The following is a 14,297-nucleotide window of genomic DNA, read 5'->3' as shown; positions in this document are numbered from 1 at the left end:
GTTCTCCATCATCCAGCAATTGCGGAAGCTATCCTTCCGCATTGCCTAGGAGCGTGGGTGTCATGAACGAGAACAACGCGCTCACGCCGTTTCGCATCGACGTCCCGCAGGCCGACATCGACGACCTGCGCAACCGGCTGGCCCGCACGCGCTGGCCGATCCCCGTGCCGGGCCGAGACGATCGCACCGACTTCAGCCGCGGCATCCCGCTGGTGTACCTCAAGGAGCTCGCCGAGTACTGGCGCGACGGGTTCGACTGGCGTGCGCAGGAGGCGAAGCTCAACGAATACGAACAGGTCACGACGGTCGTCAACGGCCAGACGTTCCACGTCGTCCACGCGCGGTCGGCGAACCCGGAGGCCGCCCCGCTGATCCTGAACCACGGCTGGCCGGGCTCGTTCGTCGAGTACCGGCGGCTCATCCCGCTGCTGACCGATGAGTTCCACGTGGTCATCCCGTCGCTGCCGGGCTTCGGGTTCTCCACCCCGCTGTCAGGGACCGGCTGGGAGCTGGCGCGGACGACGGATGCCTACGCCGAGATCATGACGCGTCTCGGCTACGAGAGGTTCGCGGCCCACGGCACCGACATCGGCTCGGGCATCGCCGGCCGCCTCGCGGCGCTCTACCCGGAGCGCGTAGTCGGCACGCACATCGGATGCGACCCCCGGTTGCTCGGGTTGGTCGGCGACAAGTTCCCCTACCCCGACGGTCTGTCCGATGACGAGATCGCCCAGATCGAGGCGGTGCGCGCCGAGGACGCGGCCGACCGCGGGTATCTCCTGATGCAGAACCACCGTCCCGACACGATCGGCGCGGCGCTCACCGACTCGCCGGTCGGTCAGCTCGCGTGGATCGCCGAGAAGTTCAAGACCAGGGCTGGCGGCGGCGCCCACCGGACGCCGGACGAGTCGGTCGACCGCGACCAGCTACTCACGAACATCAGCCTGTACTGGTTCACCCGTAGCGGCGAGTCGAGCGCGCAGTTCTACTACGAGGCCGAGCACTCCGGACTCGACCTGGTCATGGGCTCCGGCGTGCCGTCTGGATGGGCCGTGTTCGACACCCACCCGCTCATTCGCCGCGCGATGGACCCGTGGAAGGCGATCGGCCACTGGAGCGAGTTCGCCGAGGGCGGTCACTTCCCCGCAATGGAGGAGCCGGAACTGCTCGCCGACGACATCCGCACCTTCTTCCGCGGCATTTCCTGACCCCTGGTCGGCCGGATGAGGCCAGCTTTCGGCGTTCCGGCGGTTCTCGGTCAACCGGGCCGCGGGGGTGGAGGTCTCCTTTACGTCACCGATTGCCCGTCGAGCGGACGGAGGGGGCCATGTCCGTGTTGTTTCGACGCTGCCGTTGGTTCATCGCAGCGTTCATCGCCGTCGTCCTGGTCGGGGCCATGACGGCCCCGGCCAGGGCGGACAGCACCGGAATCGAAGGAACGATCACTGACGCGAAGACCGGAGATCCGGTGGCCGGCGCCTGGGTCGAGGCGTTCAATTCCTCGGGCGGGAACTCCGGTGGCGCGAACACCGACGAGTCCGGTCATTACGATCTTTTCTGGCTGCGCCCGGGGGAATACCGGATCAAAGTGGTCGCCACCGATTACCACGACCAATGGGCCTTCGACAGGTCCGAACAGGCGTCGGCCGATCCGGTGGCCTCGCCCGGCACGGCTTCGCTGCGCCTGAAGCCCGTCGAGTACGGCTCGATCTCAGGCCGGTTCACGACGGCTTCCGGATCCGGGGTGGCCGGCGCCGCCGTGGAGGTGTTCGACGCTTCGGGCAACCAGCGCGACCGCCAGATCACCGACGGCGACGGAGCGTTCAGGTTCCCCCGGCTGGAGCCCGGTGATTACCGGCTGTCCTTCGACTCGAACGGCAACCTGCAATGGGCCCACGGGAAGCCGCACCAGGATCAGGCCGATCCGATCACGGTGCGGCCCGGCGAAGAGACGACCGTCACCGAGACCGCGTTCCCGACAGGGGACATCGAGGTGAGCGTCGTCGATTCCAGGACCCGCAAACCGCTGGCCGGTGCGACCGTGGCGACGCGGGAAGGGCCCAGGACGCTCTCCGGCGTGACCGGCGCCGAGGGAAAGGTGTCGTTCGACGACGTCCTCACCGGGACCTATTCGTTCTCGATCGCACCGCCGGAGGGTTACCTCTACGGAACGATCGACGATGTCGTCGTACGGGCGGACGCCACCGCGAGCGTCACCGGCAGGTTGATGCGCGAGGCATTGATCGTCCTGACGTTCCGTGACTCCAGGACGGCCGAACCGGTACCAGGCGCCTGCGTGACGCTGTTCGGCCCGCAGGCCGCCACCACCAAGGCCGCCGCCCGGAAGCGGGGACGCGGCTCACTCAGCGAGGAGTGCAGCGACGCCAGCGGCACGCTCCGCCTCCCCCAGTTGCCGCCCGGCAGGTACCGGCTGTTCATCACGCCCACCGACGGGGTGCACGGCCGCCAGTGGGTCGGTGCGAACGGCGGCACCGGGGACATGGAGAAGGCGGCGTGGTTCACGCTGACCAGCGGTCGGGTCGTCAGGTCCGGGGTGCGAATGGACGCGGCCGGAGCCATCACCGGGACCGTCACCGACGCCCGCACCGGCAAGCCGGTCGAGGATGTGTGCGCCTGGGTGCAGCCGGCGGGCCCGTCCGGCCCGGACGTGTGGGAACGCAACTGCACCGGCTCCGGCGGCCGCTACACGATCGACGGCCTGGGGCCCTACGACTGGCGCGTCCAGTACCCGGACTTCCACGGACGGTATGTCTGGCAATGGTCCGGTGGAGCGCCCGATCGCTTCGCCGCGCGCCCGGTGCGGGTCGTGGCCGGGCGGACGGCGACCGCCGACGCCCGGTTGCCGCAGACCGGCAAGATGACCGGCAAGGTCATCGGTGCCGTGGTCCCCAACGAGTACGTGACCGTCGTCGCCGTCAGCGCGCGAACCGGCGACATCGCCGCGCCCTGGGCCACGGTCACGGGCGACGCTGAATACGCCCTGTACGGTCTGGCCACGCAATGGATCAGGCTCGGCTATTCGGGCGGACCCGGCGATCTGATCTGGTATCCCCGGCCCCTGCATGTGGTCGCAGGAGAGACGAGCAACGGCCCCGATCTGGTGGTCCCGAAGGAGTGACCAATCGGTGCCGGCCGCTCTTATCAAGCTGAATGACGGCGCGTCCCTGCTATTCGTATGGGTTCTTGGGCTTCTTGATTCGCTTGAGCGAGTGTCCGGTCAGTTCCGGCACGCTTGTGCCCTTGGTGCCGGGGCGCGGTGGTTTCCAGACGCCGATGACCTCGACCCAGGTGTCGGCCGGTGGGCGGGGGAGGCCGCGTACGCGTACCGGGAACGGAACGGAGTCGCCGGCGCAGCAGGCGATCTTCAGCCGGGTGATCTGCCAGCCCTTGCCCGCGGGGGTCACGAAGCCGGTCAGCCGGACCGTGACGCCCTGGAGCCTGCTGGGGTCTCTGTTGTGGGCCTCCCACGCGCGGCCGATGAACTCGCCCATGCTCATCGTGACCGGCGTCCCGTTGGCCGGCAGTGGCTTGAACCCTCCGGCCGGGCCGGCGGGAGGCGGTGCGGTGCGGCTGGTGTCGCGGGTGACGGTGAAGGAGCCGAGGGCGGGCGGGGCGATCAGGAAGACGGCCAGGATCGGGAGGCAGAGCAGCCAGGCCGTCCTGGGGCCGCGGGAGTGGTCGTGCCCGTGGTCGTCACCGGACGGCGCTTCGCTCTCCTCGTGTCGGGAGGTGCCTTGGGTGGCGCGCCACTCCCGGCGCAGCCCGGCGGCGCCCAGGACGAGGAGCGCCACCGCCGCGGGGACCAGCAGGAACCGGAAGCCGGGCCGGACGTAGTTGACGTACTCGCCGCTGCCCAGGGTGATCCACAACACCGCGGCGGCGATCAGGAGCAGCAGCAGGTTCTGCGCGGCCCGGCTCACAGCAGGCCCCCTATGACCATGCTGACCCCGACTGCCAGGCAGAAGGTCAGCGGGATGAAGCGGACCGCGAAGCGGCGGCCGAAGAAGCCCACCTGGAGGGCGATCAGCTTCAGGTCCACCATTGGCCCCACCACCAGGAAGGCCAGCCGCGCCGTGGTGGAGAACTGCGACAGGCTGGCCGCCACGAACGCGTCGGCCTCCGAGCAGATGGACATCAGCACCGCCAGCAGCGCCAGCAGCAGCACCGACGCCACCGGAATCCCGGCGACCGCGGTGACCCAGCCGGCGGGCACCACCACGTTGATGGCGGCGGCCGCGGCGGCGCCGACCACCAGAAAGCCCCCGGCGTGCATGATGTCGTGCCGCATGGCCTGCCGGAACGCCTCCAGCCGACCGGCCGCTCCGGCGGCGTGCGGCCGTGCCGGGACCCTGAGCCACTCGCCCTTCCCCCACAGCAGCCACGCCCACCCCGCCAGCACGGCCACCAGGAGGGAGGCGGCGAACCGGCCGGCGACCATCTCCGGATTCCCGGGGAAGGCGACCGCGGTGGCGACCAGCACGATCGGGTTGATCGCGGGGGCGGCGAGGAGGAAGGTCAGCGCGGCGGCCGGAGCCACCCCGCGTGCCATCAGCCCGCCCGCGACGGGCACCGACGCGCATTCGCAGCCCGGCAGGACCGCCCCCATGGCCCCGGCGACCGGCACCGCGGCCCCCGGCCGGCGCGGCAGCACCCGCCGCCACACCGAGGGCGGGACGAAGGCGGTGATCGCGGCCGACACCGCGACCCCGAAGACCAGGAACGGCAGCGCCTGGACGCATACCGCGATGAAGATCGTCGCCCAGGCGTCCAGCTCGCGTGCGGCGACGGCCGGAGCGACCCAGGTCCGGCCGGCCACCAGCCCGGCCGCCAGGACCCCGAAAGCCCACGCGGCGCGGGTGCCGGGCGCGGCGGGTCCGCGCCGGCCCCAGTCCGCGGGCGGGAGCAGGTCGTCCTCGGGCGATCGAAGGCCGACATGGTCGTTCATGCCCGTCATCGTCCCAGAGGGAAAGGAACTCCGGCGGTCAGTCCTGCCGGCAGCCGGGGCACAGGCCGAAGATCTCCACGGTGTGGTTGATGTCGGTGAAGCCCGCCTCGGCGGCGACGCGGTCGGCCCAGCGCTCGATCGTGGGCCCTTCCACCTCGACGCTGTGCCCGCATGAGCGGCAGGTCACATGGTGGTGGTGGGCGCTGGTCCGGCAGCGCCGGTAGCGGGTCTCGCCGGTCTCGTCGCGGAGCGTGTCGATGGTGCCGTCCTGGCTCAGCACTTGAAGATGGCGGTAGACCGTGGTCAGCCCGATGCCCTCGCCGCGGCGGCGCAGCTCGCCGTGGATGTCCTGGGCGCTGCGGAACTCGGACAGGTCCGCCAGCACCCGGGAGAGGGCCTCGGCCTGCTGGGTGCCCCGCACCCGCGTTCCTCCGCGGGACGCGGGGGGCTGTCGTGTCGGGCGGCGGGGGGACGCGTGCAAAGTCATGGGGAGCTGCTCCGGCCGGTCGACGGTCCGATCTTCACTTTTCCACAGGGTACCAATCGGCCGGATCATCGCTCTGACCACGCAGGCAGCGGCCGCACAGGCCGTGCACCTCGGTCTCGTGCGGGTCGGGGAGGAAGTCGGCCGTGGCCGTGATGCCGTCGAGCCAGCCGCCGTCGTCGGCGGCGGCGTGTTCCTGGACGTCGCCGCACCCGCGGCACACCAGGTGGTAGTGGCGGCCTGGGGCGCACAGCCGGTAGCGGGTCTCGCCGTCGCGGACGAAGGCGTGCAGCTGCCCGGCGCCGGCGAGGGCGGACAGCGTCCGGTAGACCGTCGACATCCCGATGTCGTGTCCCTGGCGGGTGAGGTCGACGTACAGCTCATGCGCGCTCGCGGGCCGCTGGCGGAGGTCGAGCGCCTGGAGTACCTGGCGCCTGCGCGGGGTCGGGGAGAGCCCGGCCGCCCGAAGCCGTCGGGCGGTCTCGTCGGTGTTCCCATCGCGGGAGTGATGGCCGGCGGGGGCGGTGTGGGAGCCCATGGGGGTGACGGTATGAGCATCGATCGACATTGACAATCATTCCCAATAAGAAGAATATGGGATCCGTTTTCATTCTCACCTCCGACCTGCGGGGAGACACGTTGCGCATCCGAACCCTCGGGCCCGCCCTACCGGTCCCGGCCGCCGTGCTGGCCGGCGCGCTGGCCGCCGTGCTGGCCGCGGCCACCGCCTGTGGCAGCTCCAGCTCCGCGGACAACGCCGGCGGCGGCGGCGCGATGAAGCTGAAGGTGGTCGCCACGACCACGCAGGTGGCCGACTTCGCCCGCAACATCGGCGGCGACAAGGTCACGGTCACCCAGATCCTCAAGCCCAACGTCGATCCGCACGACTACGAGCCCTCACCGGCCGACATCCAGGCCATCGCCGGCGCCGACCTGGTGGTGAAGGGCGGCGTCGGCCTGGAGAAATGGCTGGACCAGACGATCAGGTCCGCCGGCTTCGACGGGACGGTGGTCGACGCCAGCAAGGGCGTGGCGATCCGCAAGGGCGGCCACGAGCACGGGGAGGAGGGCCACGAGCACGAGGAGGAAGAGGCGGACGGGGACCCGCACATCTGGCACAACCCCAGGAACGTCGAGATCATGATCCGCCACATCGCCACCGCGTTCGGGGCCGAGGACCCCGCCGACAAGGCGGCCTACGAGACGAACCTCACGACCTACACCGCCAAGGTCAAGCAACTCGACGCCTGGATCGCCGGCCAGATCGGCTCGCTGCCCCTTGAGCAGCGCAAGCTGGTCACCAACCACGACGCCTTCGGGTACTACATCGACCGCTACCGCCTGACGTTCGTCGGCTCGATCATCCCGAGCTTCGACACCTCGGCCGAGCTGTCGGGCAAGCAGCTCAACTCGCTGGCCGCCAAGATCAGGTCGACCGGCGTCAAGGCGGTCTTCTCCGAGTCCTCGCTGCCGCCCAAGACCGCCGAGGCCATCGGCCGCGAGGCCGGGGTGAAGGTCGTGGCGGGGGAGGACTCCCTCTACGGGGACACGCTCGGCCCGGCGGGTTCCGCGGGCGCGACCTACCTGGAGATGGAGCGGCACAACACCACCACCATCGTCACGGCGCTCAAGGGCTGAACGTGGACACTCACGAGGAAGCGGAGGTCCGGCCGCGGGCACTGCGGCTGGAGGAGGTCAGCGTCGCCTACGGTCCGGCGCTGGCCCTGGAGAAGATCGACGGCGAGGTCGCGCCGGGTGAGGCCGTCGCGCTGATCGGCCCGAACGGTGCGGGCAAGTCGACCCTCATCAAGGCGATTCTGGGTTTGGTGCCGCTGGTCGCGGGACGGGTCACCGTGCTGGGCACCTCGCCCGCCAAGGCGCGCCGCGACGTCGCCTACGTCCCGCAGGCCGACACGCTCGATCCGGAGTTCCCGATCTCGGTCGGCCAGGTCGTGCTGATGGGCCGCTACCGGCGGATCGGCTGGCTGCGCCGTCCCAAGGCCGCCGACAGGCAGGCCGCCCACCATGCCCTGGAACAGGTCGGCCTGGCGGACCGCGCCCGGCACCGGTTCGGGACGCTCTCGGGCGGGCAGCGCCAGCGCGTTCTGCTGGCCCGCGCGATCGCCGCCGAACCCCGGCTGCTGCTGCTGGACGAGCCGTTCAACGGTGTCGACGCCGTCAGCGAGCAGGCGCTGCTGGACGCGATCGCCGCGCTGAAGGAGCGGGGCGCGGCCGTGGTCGTGGCCACCCACGACCTGGCGCTGGCCCACCTGGCCTGCGAGGAGGTGTGCCTGCTCGACCGGAAGCAGTTCGGCTTCGGGCCCACCCGCGCCACGCTCACCCCCGACCGGCTGCGCGCCACCTACGGTGGTCACGCGCTCGAACTGCGCGGCGACCGTGTCATCGTCGCCCACTCGTAGGCGGCTGCCATGTACCAGTTCTTCGTCGAACCGTTCACGTTCCCGTTCATGGGCCGGGCGCTGGCCGTGATGGTGATCCTGGGCGCGCTGGCCGGGACCGTCGGCGTGCTGATCCTGCTGCGCCGCCTCGCGTTCATCACCGACGCGCTGACCCACACGGTCTTCCCCGGCGTCGTCGTCGGCCACCTCCTCAGCGGGGACGGCGGCATCTTCTGGGGCGCGCTGGCCGCGGGCGCCGCGACCGCCGCACTGCTCACCCTCCTCACCCGGCACCGCGCCGTCACCGAGGACACCGCCCTGGCGGTCCTGCTGACCACCTTCTTCGCCGTCGGGGTCGTGCTGGTCTCCCGGCAGTCGGGCTACACCGCCGACCTGACCGCCTTCCTGTTCGGCCGGATCCTCACCGTCACCGGGCAGCAGCTGGCGCAGACCCTGGCGGTCACCATTCTGGTCATCGCCGCGCTGGCGGTGCTGCGGCGACCGCTGACCGCCCGCGCGTTCGACCCGCAGGGCGCCCAGGCCGCCGGGTACCGGATCGGCCTGCTGGACCTGGTCACCAACACCCTCGTCGCCCTGGTCGTGGTCGCCTCCGTCCGGGCCGTCGGAACGGTCCTGGTCATCGCGCTGCTGATCGTGCCCGCCGCCGCGGCCCGCGCGATGTCGGACCGGCTGGCGCTGATCGTGCCGCTCGCCGCCGCCCTCGGCGCGCTGGCGGGCTGGGCGGGCCTGGCGATCAGCTACGACGCCTCGATCCACCACGGGCTGCGGCTCGCCTCCGGCGGCACCGTCGTGCTCGTCCTCATCGCCTGCTACGCGGGCGCCCTCGCCACCGGGACGATCCGGCGGCGGCTGCGCGTCCGGGGGAGCGCGGCATGACGGCGGTCGACCGCGCGCTCATCGAAGCCGTCCTCCTCGGCGTCGTCGGCGGAATGATCAGCGTGCAGATCGTGCTGCGCAGGCTGCCGTTCTTCACCCTGGCCATGACACACGCCACCTTCCCGGGCGTCGTCCTGGCCGCGGTCGCGGGCATCGACCTGTACGCGGGCGGCGGCCTGTTCGGCGTACTGATCGTGCTGGGGGTGCTGGCCCTGTCCCGGCGACCGGCCCAGGCCATGAGCACGGCGATCGGGATCGTCCTGTCGGCGGGCTTCGCGCTCGGCGTCGTCCTGGCCTCCACGCGCGACGGCTTCTCCAAGGATCTGACCGCCTACACCGTCGGCCAGATCCTCACCGTCGGAACCGGCGACCTGATCGCCGTGACCGTGGCCGGCGCCATCGTCGCCGCCCTCCTCCTCGGAGCGGGCCGGCAGCTCACCTTCCGCGCCTTCGACCCCGGCGGATACGCCGCCGCCGGCTACCGCCCGGTCCTGACCGACCTGGCGCTGCTGCTGACGATCGAGGCGGTCATCGTGGTCTCCGTACCCGCCGCCGGCGCGATCCTGTCCGTCGCCGTCCTGGTCGGCCCGGCCGCCATCGCCCGCCTGTGGACCCACAACATCCCCGCCATGACCGCCATCGCCGTGACCGCGGGCGCGTCCAGCGGGCTGATCGGCGTGCACCTGTCCACCCGCTACGACGTCGCCGCGGGCGGCACCATCACACTCGTCACCGGAACCCTGTTCGTCCTGTCCCTGGCCACGACCACGGCATGGAGCGCGATGGCCTCCCACCACCGCCGCAGCCGTCCCCCCGCACACCAAACACCCCCCAAGCCGGCGCCCGCACGGTGAACGAGCCGCCGCCCGGGGTGGGAGGTCTCGGCTGCCAGGTGTGTCCCGGTGATCCCGTCGGCGAGTGCCAGGGCTCAGCGGAAGGGATGATCGGGGTCTTCAGCGTCCTGCCCCTTCGGACGTGGGTCTTCTGGACAGACGCCTGACCACGGAGGCGAAGTCGGCGACGGACTGGTTGGTGGTGCTCACCGGCCAGCAGAGAGCGATGCGCAGCGGTGAGACGTCGTTCACAGGCACCCACGCCAGATCCGGACGGCTGTAGTGCAGTGTCATCGACTCAGGGCTGATGCAGATCGCCCGGCCGGAGGCCACGTGTTCGAGCATCTCCTCGACGTTGTCGTTCTCTGGTCCCCACAGCGGCTCCCGCCCGTCGGGACGCGGGTTCACCGCCCACCAGTCGACCCAGTCCCTTGGTGCCTGCCGGGTCCAGACGATCGGCTCGTCGTTCAGCTCCAGGATCGAGATGGTGTCCCGTCCTGCCAGCGGGTGACCGGCGGCCAGTCCGGCCATCCGCCGCTCGACGGCCACGACCTCGGTGTGCAATCCGGTGGTGTCGGCGGGGAGCCAGACGAAGGCGACGTCGACCAGGCCCTCGTGCAGCGCCGTCACCTCTCCGCCCCACTCGAAGCGCTTGGGCTCGACGGAGGAATCGGGGTGCCGCCGCATGAACTCGGTGTAAGCCTGGGTGGCCATCGTCCCGGCGCCCGAAGCCTCGAACCCGACTCGCAGGATGCGGGACCTCGCCGCGGCCGCGACGCGCGCGGCGCGCTGGGCCGCCTGCCAGTCGGCGACGAGCTGCCGCGCGAACGGGAGGAGCGCCTCGCCCGCGGCGGTCAGCAGGACCTCGCGACCGGTCCGCTCGAACAGCGGCGTGCGCAGGTCCTCTTCAAGCCGGCGGATCCTTCGGCTCAGCGCGGGCTGGGAGACGAAGAGCCGTTCGGAGGCGCGGGTGAAGTTCAGTTGTTCGGCGAGTTCGATGAAATACCGCAGGGACCGCGTGTCCACGTCCATGCGCAGGCCTCCCTGACCCAAGGGCTGATCTAGGCGTCAACTGTATGGGCACGGGTCTCACACTCCTTTGCCATCTCGAGTGAGACGACCGCCCTGGACCTCTATGCGCTTTTTGCATGGACAAAGGTCTTGGACTCGCGCGGGGAGACCGCGCTTTGCTGAGCCCAGACGACCTTCGGCAGCGGAGGCATCCCCTCGGCTCCGCGTGAGACGCCGCGCTCGCCAGGACGGGGCACAGGGTCCGCTCGTCGGCCGGGAAGCGAAGGAAAAGCAGGGGCTGGAGATTTGTCATGCGCTTTCGTATGCACATCGGCTTCGCAATGGTGGCGGCGTTACTGCTCGCAGGTTGCGGTGGCGCGGGGGATACCGGCGGTTCGCCGGAACATTCAGCGGGCGCCGGCATAGGGGCGGGCGCCCCGGATTCCCCTCGGGCGTCCACCGTCGCCGGGCCCGCCGACAAGGCGGAGGCCGAACGGGTCGCGCGCCGCTTCCTGGACGCGGCCAACGCGGGGGACACGAAAGGGGTCGCGGCCACCTTCGCGGAGAACGCCCGCTTCGACAGCGTTGGCCGCGTCTACCCGTCGCGCGCGGACATCATGAATCGCTTCCTCATTCCCGAAGTGCTCGATGTCGGCGGCCGCTACAAGGTCACCGGGAGCCGCTGGGACGGCGACCGGTACGTCGTGAACTACGAATTCACGACGAGCGGGGGCGGTGGCGAGAGCTTCTCTTACGCATTCCTGATCCAGGACGGGCTGATCCGCGACGTTGTAGGCCGCTACTGAGCCGCCGGTATGCGGCACCACCGTAGCGGCGTTGGGCGCGCCGGCAATCGCCGTCCCTTTCCTACGGCCACTACATGGGCGGGACAAATGCCGTCCCCGTTCCCGAAAGGAGTTCCTCTTGACCGAGATCTCTCGCGCGAGCCTGTTGCGCGCCGCTGGCGTCACCGCGGCCGCCGCGGCCGCCGCAACCATCGCGGGCCCCGAACCGGCCGCGGCGGCGCCCGTCGGCAGGCCTCGCGAGCATCCGAACGTCAGCCTGATCCGCAAGTATTACGAGGCCTACGGAAAGGGCGATCTCCAAGCGCTGCGCACGAGGTTCTTCGCCCGGGACATCACCTGGACCATCCCCGGACACCATCCCCTGGCGGGCACGAAGGAGGGTCCGGACGAGGTGCTGGCCTTCTTCAAGGCGCTCGGCCGGGCGGGCTTCAAGGCCGAGACGATCTTCCTGGCCGCGGACGGCGACTGGGTGGTCGACCTGCACCGCGGGTGGAGCACGAAACCCGAGGGACTGGACATCACCTGGGCGCTGGCCTTCCGCGTCGAGGAGGGCCGCATCGCCGAGGCGATCAACTATCCCGGCGACCAGCACGCGGCGGATGCCTACTTCTGGAAGGTCTTCACGCTGGCCGACCTACCGGACCGGCTCCACCCTCAAGCGCGACGCTGAAAACGCGTCTCACGCGGTCAACCACGCGAGCGCGATGCAGAAGGCCGATGTGCCATCGAGGCGCCCCTTGGAGTGGGCTCCAAGGGGCGGCTCGATTCAGCCGTTCAGCGGAGGGCGGGCGCGGGCTCCTCGGTGGTGCCGGTGGGGGACGGGGCGGCGCGGCGGGGGAGGGCCAGGGCGGCGAGGATGCCGGCCAGGGTGAGCCCGGACGCGACGTAGACCGCGTCGCGCAGGCCGCCGGCCGTGGCCGTGCGCAGCGCCTCGCCGGTCAGGTCGCCGAGACCGGAGGTGGAGATCCCGACCAGGACGGCCAGGCCGATGCTCGTCCCGATCTGCAGTGCGGTGTTGGCCATGCCCCCGGCGGCGCCCTGGTCCTCGTCGGCGACCCCGGTCCCGGACGCGCCGAACATGGTCGGATAGATGGAGCCCATGCCCAGCCCGTAGACGATCAGGCCCGCGAGGATCGTCCAGTACGAGCCGTTGGCGAGCATCCCGGCGGCCATCAGCGCGCCGCCCCCGGAGCCGAGCAGCAGCGCGATGACCAGGGTCGGCCGGGCCCCGATGCGGATGATCAGCCGTTCGGCGGCGAAGTTGGCGATCCCGATCACCACCGAGAGGCTCAGGAACGCCAGCCCGCCCTGCAGGGCCGAGTAGCCGAGCACGCCCTGCATGTACAGGCTGAGGAAGTAGACGAGGTTCTGCATCGTGATGCCGAAGGTGAGGATCACCAGCAGGGCGGCGCGGAGGTTGGGGTTGCCGAACAGCCGCAGCGGCATCAGCGGGTTCTCGGTGCGCGCCTCGATGATGACGAAGGCGGTCAGGAGCGCCGCCGCGAGGACGGCGGACGCGATGACCGGCGGCTGGGTCCAGCCGACCTCCGGGCCCTGGGCGATACCGAACACCAGCAGGGTCAGCCCGGCCGTTCCGGTCAGGGCGCCCGGGATGTCGAAACCGCGTCCCCGCCGGCGCGGGCCGTCGGGGTCGAGAAGGACGAACGCGCCCGCGGCTCCCGCCGCGACCAGCGGCACGTTCACCAGGAACACCGCCTCCCAGCCGAACGCGTGGGTCAGGACGCCGCCGAGCAGCGCGCCCAGGCTCAGCCCGCCCGCGCCGGCCATGGCCCACACCGCCAGCGCCCGGACGCGGGCGGGGCCTTCGGCGAACCTGGTGGTGACCAGCGAGAGGGTGGCGGGGAACAGCACCGCCCCGCCGATCCCCTGGACGGCCCGCGCGGCGATCAGCATCGCGGGCGATGTGGCCAGGCCGCCCAGCAGCGACGCGCCGCCGAACACCAGCATCCCCAGGACGAACATGCGGCGGCGGCCCAGGAGATCGGCCGAGCGGCCGCCCAGCAGCAGGAAACCGCCGAAGAAGATGGCGTAGGCACTGACCACCCACTGGGTCGCATGGCCGGACAGCCCGACGTCCCGCGCGATGTTGGGCAGCGCCACGTACACGATGGTGAAGTCAAGCGAAGTGATCAGGCTGGAGAAGGCCAGCAGGCCGAGGGCCAGGCGCGGCCTCCTGCCGGTGGCGGTCTCGGTTCGGGGCTTCATGACGGGCTCCTTCACAGAGTCGGGATCAAGGCTTCGGTCATGCCGCGTAGGGGCGTTCGGCACGGGCGTCGCGCAGGGTGCGCGCCCACCAGGCCAGCTGGTCGATCAGGCTCTCGGCCGCCGCGCCGCAGCCCGCGGCGTCGATCGGCCGGCCGTGGTCGTCGAACTTGTCCCGGCAGGAGGGGAAGCTGACGGTGTCGCGGACGGTGATGGCGTGGAGCTCGGCGAACACCTGCCGGAGATGCTCGACGGCGCGCAGGCCGCCGGACGCTCCGCCGTAGGAGACGAAGCCGACTGGCTTGGCCCGCCATTCGTCCACGAACCAGTCGATGGCCGTCTTGAGCGAGGCGGGGAAGCTGCGGTTGTACTCGGGTGTGACGACCACGAACGCGTCGGCTCGGGCCAGCCGTACGCCCAGCTCGCGCACCGGCACGGGCGCGCCGGGAGCGCCCGCCTCGGCGGGGAGGACCTCGGGGAGGACGGCCTCGGCCAGGTCGACGACGTCGAGAGCGAGGTCGGGACGCCGGCGGGCCTCCCCGGCGAACCATCGGGCCACGGTGGGGCCGAAGCGGCCGTGCCGTGTGCTGCCGACGATGATGGCGATGTTCAGCGGTCCGGTCGCGGTCATCGCGCGCTCCCTTCGAAGTCTCGAATCCCGTGCGGTTCGGTGAGTCG

15 protein-coding genes are annotated in these 14,297 nt (G+C 71.0%); 8 read left to right on the top strand and 7 right to left on the bottom strand.

Annotated features, from left to right (window positions below; all coding sequences use genetic code 11):
* Positions 1-62 precede the first annotated feature (62 nt).
* The gene (locus ACH34S_RS07020; RefSeq protein WP_395951595.1) at positions 63-1,208 is read left to right on the top strand and encodes an epoxide hydrolase family protein; all 1,146 of its coding nucleotides are present in this window, start codon (positions 63-65) and stop codon (positions 1,206-1,208) included.
* Positions 1,209-1,327: 119 nt separating this feature from the next.
* Positions 1,328-3,139 carry a carboxypeptidase regulatory-like domain-containing protein gene (locus tag ACH34S_RS07015; protein ID WP_395951594.1) on the top strand — a complete coding sequence of 604 codons (1,812 nt, stop codon included), beginning with the start codon at positions 1,328-1,330 and terminating at the stop codon, positions 3,137-3,139.
* Between the two features lie 49 nt (positions 3,140-3,188).
* On the opposite strand, the gene ACH34S_RS07010 is transcribed toward ACH34S_RS07015, so the two are convergent.
* The 4 genes from ACH34S_RS07010 to ACH34S_RS06995 all read right to left on the bottom strand — a co-directional run bounded on the left by ACH34S_RS07010 (position 3,189) and on the right by ACH34S_RS06995 (position 5,988).
* Entirely contained in the window at positions 3,189-3,941 is a 753-nt protein-coding gene (locus ACH34S_RS07010; protein WP_395951593.1) for a TIGR03943 family putative permease subunit, read from the bottom strand.
* Positions 3,938-4,966 carry a permease gene (locus tag ACH34S_RS07005; RefSeq protein WP_395951592.1) on the bottom strand — a complete coding sequence of 343 codons (1,029 nt, stop codon included), beginning with the start codon at positions 4,964-4,966 and terminating at the stop codon, positions 3,938-3,940. Before ACH34S_RS07005 ends, ACH34S_RS07010 begins: the two co-directional genes overlap by 4 nt.
* 37 nt (positions 4,967-5,003) lie before the next feature.
* Complete coding sequence (locus ACH34S_RS07000) at positions 5,004-5,387, bottom strand: Fur family transcriptional regulator (RefSeq protein ID WP_395951591.1); 384 nt, start codon at positions 5,385-5,387, stop codon at positions 5,004-5,006.
* 100 nt (positions 5,388-5,487) lie between these two features.
* Positions 5,488-5,988, bottom strand: a complete 501-nt coding sequence (locus ACH34S_RS06995) for a Fur family transcriptional regulator (RefSeq protein ID WP_395951590.1) — start codon at positions 5,986-5,988, stop codon at positions 5,488-5,490.
* Positions 5,989-6,089: 101 nt separating this feature from the next.
* Between ACH34S_RS06995 and ACH34S_RS06990 the strand changes: the two genes are divergently transcribed.
* Genes ACH34S_RS06990 through ACH34S_RS06975 form a run of 4 tightly spaced genes read left to right on the top strand, consistent with a single transcriptional unit; the run spans position 6,090 to position 9,600 of the window.
* Entirely contained in the window at positions 6,090-7,088 is a 999-nt protein-coding gene (locus ACH34S_RS06990; protein WP_395951589.1) for a metal ABC transporter substrate-binding protein, read from the top strand.
* 2 nt (positions 7,089-7,090) lie between these two features.
* Positions 7,091-7,870: a metal ABC transporter ATP-binding protein gene (locus tag ACH34S_RS06985; RefSeq protein ID WP_395951588.1), complete on the top strand. Its 780-nt coding sequence runs from the start codon at positions 7,091-7,093 to the stop codon at positions 7,868-7,870.
* 9 nt (positions 7,871-7,879) lie between these two features.
* A complete protein-coding gene (locus ACH34S_RS06980; protein ID WP_395951587.1) occupies positions 7,880-8,746 on the top strand; it encodes a metal ABC transporter permease in 867 nt (288 codons plus the stop codon).
* Positions 8,743-9,600, top strand: coding sequence for a metal ABC transporter permease (locus ACH34S_RS06975; RefSeq protein ID WP_395951586.1), 858 nt, complete (start codon positions 8,743-8,745; stop codon positions 9,598-9,600). The genes ACH34S_RS06980 and ACH34S_RS06975 overlap by 4 nt, the downstream gene beginning before the upstream one ends.
* 99 nt (positions 9,601-9,699) lie before the next feature.
* Here ACH34S_RS06975 and ACH34S_RS06970 read toward each other — a convergent pair whose 3' ends face one another.
* Entirely contained in the window at positions 9,700-10,611 is a 912-nt protein-coding gene (locus ACH34S_RS06970; RefSeq protein ID WP_395951585.1) for a LysR family transcriptional regulator, read from the bottom strand.
* Positions 10,612-10,901: 290 nt separating this feature from the next.
* Here ACH34S_RS06970 and ACH34S_RS06965 point away from each other — a divergent pair, with 290 nt between their 5' ends.
* Entirely contained in the window at positions 10,902-11,396 is a 495-nt protein-coding gene (locus ACH34S_RS06965; RefSeq protein ID WP_395951584.1) for a nuclear transport factor 2 family protein, read from the top strand.
* 118 nt (positions 11,397-11,514) lie between these two features.
* Positions 11,515-12,066 (top strand): nuclear transport factor 2 family protein, encoded by a 552-nt coding sequence (locus ACH34S_RS06960; RefSeq protein ID WP_395951583.1) that lies wholly within the window; start codon positions 11,515-11,517, stop codon positions 12,064-12,066.
* A 104-nt stretch (positions 12,067-12,170) separates the two neighbouring features.
* Here the strand turns inward: ACH34S_RS06960 and ACH34S_RS06955 are convergent, their stop codons facing one another.
* The gene (locus ACH34S_RS06955; protein ID WP_395951582.1) at positions 12,171-13,622 is read right to left on the bottom strand and encodes an MFS transporter; all 1,452 of its coding nucleotides are present in this window, start codon (positions 13,620-13,622) and stop codon (positions 12,171-12,173) included.
* 37 nt (positions 13,623-13,659) lie between these two features.
* Entirely contained in the window at positions 13,660-14,250 is a 591-nt protein-coding gene (locus tag ACH34S_RS06950) for an NADPH-dependent FMN reductase (protein ID WP_395951581.1), read from the bottom strand.
* Positions 14,251-14,297: the final 47 nt, after the last annotated feature.

The sequence above is a fragment of the Actinomadura sp. 3N508 genome (assembly GCF_044326375.1).
Taxonomy (GTDB): Bacteria; Actinomycetota; Actinomycetes; order Streptosporangiales; family Streptosporangiaceae; genus Spirillospora.
The sequence above is the reverse complement of the archived record's forward strand: the minus strand, read 5'-3'. Positions and strand labels throughout refer to the sequence as shown.

Excerpts from the sequence above, each read along its gene's own strand:
- ACH34S_RS06995 (WP_395951590.1), bottom strand. The coding sequence starts at position 5,988 with ATGGGCTCCCACACCGCCCCCGCCGGCCATCACTCCCGCGATGGGAAC.
- ACH34S_RS06965 (WP_395951584.1), top strand. The coding sequence starts at position 10,902 with ATGCGCTTTCGTATGCACATCGGCTTCGCAATGGTGGCGGCGTTACTG.
- ACH34S_RS07015 (WP_395951594.1), top strand. The coding sequence starts at position 1,328 with ATGTCCGTGTTGTTTCGACGCTGCCGTTGGTTCATCGCAGCGTTCATC.
- ACH34S_RS06980 (WP_395951587.1), top strand. The coding sequence starts at position 7,880 with ATGTACCAGTTCTTCGTCGAACCGTTCACGTTCCCGTTCATGGGCCGG.
- ACH34S_RS06970 (WP_395951585.1), bottom strand. The coding sequence starts at position 10,611 with ATGGACGTGGACACGCGGTCCCTGCGGTATTTCATCGAACTCGCCGAA.
- ACH34S_RS06975 (WP_395951586.1), top strand. The coding sequence starts at position 8,743 with ATGACGGCGGTCGACCGCGCGCTCATCGAAGCCGTCCTCCTCGGCGTC.
- ACH34S_RS07005 (WP_395951592.1), bottom strand. The coding sequence starts at position 4,966 with ATGAACGACCATGTCGGCCTTCGATCGCCCGAGGACGACCTGCTCCCG.
- ACH34S_RS06950 (WP_395951581.1), bottom strand. The coding sequence starts at position 14,250 with ATGACCGCGACCGGACCGCTGAACATCGCCATCATCGTCGGCAGCACA.
- ACH34S_RS07020 (WP_395951595.1), top strand. The coding sequence starts at position 63 with ATGAACGAGAACAACGCGCTCACGCCGTTTCGCATCGACGTCCCGCAG.
- ACH34S_RS06955 (WP_395951582.1), bottom strand. The coding sequence starts at position 13,622 with ATGAAGCCCCGAACCGAGACCGCCACCGGCAGGAGGCCGCGCCTGGCC.